Origin of the sequence: Aeromonas fluvialis (genome assembly GCF_000819885.1) — a bacterium.
In the GTDB taxonomy this organism is placed as follows: Bacteria; Pseudomonadota; Gammaproteobacteria; order Enterobacterales; family Aeromonadaceae; genus Aeromonas; species Aeromonas fluvialis.
Genome location: NZ_CDBO01000006.1, coordinates 1 through 3,466, shown reverse-complemented (window position 1 = coordinate 3,466; position 3,466 = coordinate 1). Strand labels below are relative to the sequence as shown.

The 3,466-nt window shown below is 59.5% G+C and carries 3 protein-coding genes; all 3 read right to left on the bottom strand.

The genetic code is table 11. The features are described from left to right. Positions 1-30: 30 nt before the first annotated feature. Entirely contained in the window at positions 31-1,968 is a 1,938-nt protein-coding gene (locus tag BN1125_RS01050; RefSeq protein WP_244268443.1) for a helicase-related protein, read from the bottom strand. After that, positions 1,929-3,014: a DEAD/DEAH box helicase gene (locus tag BN1125_RS19435; protein ID WP_244268442.1), complete on the bottom strand. Its 1,086-nt coding sequence runs from the start codon at positions 3,012-3,014 to the stop codon at positions 1,929-1,931. Before BN1125_RS19435 ends, BN1125_RS01050 begins: the two co-directional genes overlap by 40 nt. Further along, on the bottom strand, positions 3,011-3,466 hold a 456-nt coding region (locus BN1125_RS01045), incomplete at its 5' end, for a class I SAM-dependent methyltransferase (RefSeq protein ID WP_042010004.1). The genes BN1125_RS01045 and BN1125_RS19435, both read right to left, overlap by 4 nt.

Genomic DNA, 3,466 nt, shown 5'->3' with positions numbered 1-3,466 from the left:
CCGATTGGGCGAGGGTTTACGGGGCATTTGCTAACCTGTTCCGCTTTCTACCACTTCTTTTAAGCGTGCGAATGTCCGCATATTTTCGCTGGCGGCCAGCTCGGGGTAGTCGCGATTATCGTCTTTTAGACGGTACTGGCCCGCGCTGTTTTTTGTGACCACCCGTAGCAGGTAGCGGTTCAACCCGCTCTCATCTTCCTGCTCGATCGCCATGATGCTGCCGGTTATCGAGCCTGCACTATCCGGGGTGATCCACTCCAGCAACAGCAGGTCACCATCCCCAATCGGCTTTTTGCCGCCATTCATCGAGTTGCCGCTGGCGCGAGCCAGGAAGTGGCGCTTGGGATCAAGTGCGCCCCAGCTGTGGTCGAGGCGTTGCAGTACCATGTCGCTCTCGTCACCATGCTTGAAGTGGCCGCAGGCAATCTTGAGATTGGGGAAGTAAGGCAGCAAGGAACTGCTCTCTACCAAGCAGTCTTGCGGCTTGGGTTGTGAGCCGGGGCGCAGGACGTCCAGCACCACCACCTCGCTAGGCTTGTCGGTATCTGTCACGGCCTGTGTCTGGATTGATTCCTGCCGGGACTTGCGGGCCAGGTACTGTGCCATGCGCAAGTCAAGCAGCTCCTGCATCATGGGGTGGAGATGATCTATCAGCGCCTCGTTGAGCTCGAAATCCGTGCAAAAACGCCCATCCCTGACCACAAACCAGTAGCGGCGGCGCACAGCATTATTCTCACCAGTGGTGTGTTTTATCGGGTTATTACGCCAGTAGCGCAACCAGTCTGTACTGTCTGCGGCAAGCTGCAATTGCGGCTCGGGTAGATCCAGTTGCAGCAGCAGGGGATGGCGTTCCAGCAGGTAGCGGGAGTGGCTGGCAAGCTTGGCAAGGGTCGGTGGTGAGCGCAGCCCGTCCAGCTCGAGCAGGGCCTGCAGCAAAATAAGCTTGAAGCTTTTTGCCAACTGGGTGGTTTCAACGGCGAGATGGAGAAATTCCCGCAGTTGTTGCTGTTGCCAAACCTGCTCACTGGCTGCATCCAGATCACCCTCTTGTGCCACCAGCGTGAACCAGCCGCCAAAGGCGCGGGTATCGAATGCAAGATGATTGGCGTGCATGCTTTGCCAGACTTGGTGGGCTGTCGGTCGGTAGCCGAGCTGTTCCTTGAGCTCACGATAGGTCTGCAGCAGTGGTGGGCGGCGCATGGCATTGAGGCGAGCCAGCATGGGCAGCAGGGCTGGATCCAGATTGATAAAGCATCCGGGCGCCAGTACGGGGTCGCCGCGCATGCCATGGCGGCGGGTCAACTGCTGTTCCAGCCAGATGGGTTTGCCAAGGCAGGCCTTGTGGTTGCCCACCAGATCGATCACTTGTAGTCGCTCTTTGCCCGGATGGAGACGTAATCCTCGCCCCAGTTGCTGCAGGAAGACAATGCGAGACTCCGTCGGGCGCAGCATCAGTACGGTATCGATGGCGGGCAGGTCTGTGCCTTCGTTGAAGAGGTCGACCGAGAAGATGATGTCGAGCTCTCCCGCTTCCAGCTGTTTCACTACCCAGGTGCGGTCAAGGGATGACTTGGCATGGATGGCCACAGCCCTGACTCCGGCCGCAGTGAAACAGTGAGTCATAAACTCGGCATGACGAATGGAGATGCAAAAGGCCAGCGTGTGTTGCTGCCCCAGCTTTTGCCACTGCTGCAGGGCGTGTTGTGCCCGCCGCTGGCTGGCGAAGGCATGCTCCAGTGCATCCGGATCGAACTGGCCATTGCGCCAGGGCAGAGCGGCATAGTCGATGGTGTCGTCGAGGATGCCATGGTAGACCAACGGTACCAGAAAATGCTGTTCAATGGCCTCGGCGAGGTGGCATTCAAAGACCTGATTGTTGTCACAGAGCGCCAGAATATCGGCCTGATCGGTTCGATCCGGTGTGGCGGTCAATCCCAGCAGGAAGCGGGGTTGAAAGTGATCGAGCAACTGCGATACGAGGGGGAAGCGGCATGATGAAACTCGTCAACCACGATGTAATCAAAGTGGTCAGGAGCAAAGCGCAGCAGATGCCGGCCCTTGCCCAGCGTCTGGATGGAGGCAAACAGCCAGTCTGCGTCTTCCTGCTTCTCCCCTTGATAGAGGCCGGTACGGGCAGAGGGTGACAGTCGCTGGAAGGTGGCTCTGGCCTGCGTCAGGATCTCTTCCCTGTGCGCGACAAACAGCATGCGAGCTGCCTGCATCTGGTGTACGTCGAAGGCGGCGAGCCAGGTTTTGCCAAGACCGGTCGCCATGACCACCAATCCCCGCCGGTAGCCTGAGTTGCGGGTGGCATGCAGCGCAGCAAGAGCATCCAGCTGCACCTTGTTGGGCATTGGCCGTTCGCGCAGTGCCTCGGCATCTTTTGTCTTGTCACCGGTCAGAGCCCGCAGTTCCCGCAAGCTGCTCTGCTGATAGCGCACCAGATAGTCATCAATCCAGCGGTGTGTCAGCGGCACGACCCGTGGATCCCTTGCCAACAGATCAACCTGTGTCATCAGCTGTTGCAGGCTCTGCTGTACCTCGACACAGGCAGAGTCATCCACGGTCAGTGACCAGTTCCACTCCAGCGAGTCGTTCAACGCGGCAGCCGAGATATTGCTCGAGCCCACAAAGGCCTGCCCATAGAGATGGTGTGAGGCATGCTGGCGCACGAACAGATAGGATTTGAGGTGAAAGCCGCGGTTGCCTGCGCTCTGATAGACGAGGGCCGTGGTGCGGGCGGGATCCAGTTTGAGCAGCTCGCGCAGTGCCACCGGCTGGGTCACGTCCAGATAGTCGGAAGTGATGACGCGCAGGTGCGCCCCCCTGGCTTGTGCCTGCTGCAGCGCCTCACGCAGCAACAACAGACCGCTTTGGCGGATGAACGAGACGCACAGTTCGATCCGCGCCCCTTGTCCGCACTCGGCCAGTGCCGTCAGCAGATGGGGGAGCAGGGGGTCGGTAAAACGGGGATCGCTTGCGTGTCCGCCGCCGACCAGCATCAGCGAGTTCATGGCCGTTTGACCTGCAGTACGGCATTGAGCCAGCGTTCATCGGCTCTGCCCGGTCTCAGATCGGTCGTCTGCCACACATCGATGGCGACCAGAGGCAAGTCGTTCAACAGGGTGTAAAGGGCATCTTCATCCAGTTGCGTGAAGGTTCGATCGTCACGGGCAAGCGTGCCACGGCCGTACTTGAAAGAGCAATAAAAGTGGCCGTCAGCGTTCAGCTGAGCGGCCAGATGCCCCATAACGGCAGGCAAGTCCGCCAGCGGCACATGGAGCAGGCTGGCACAGGCCCAGATCCCGTCCACCGGCTCGCTGGCCTGAAACTGCTCGAACCGGCATACCGCCACCTCCTGACCGATATAGTGGCTGGCCAGCGCCGCCAGCTTTGTGCTGCCATCAAATGCCGTGACCCTGAATCCTGCCGCCATGAAAAAGTGGCTGTCCCCCCGTGTCAGGAT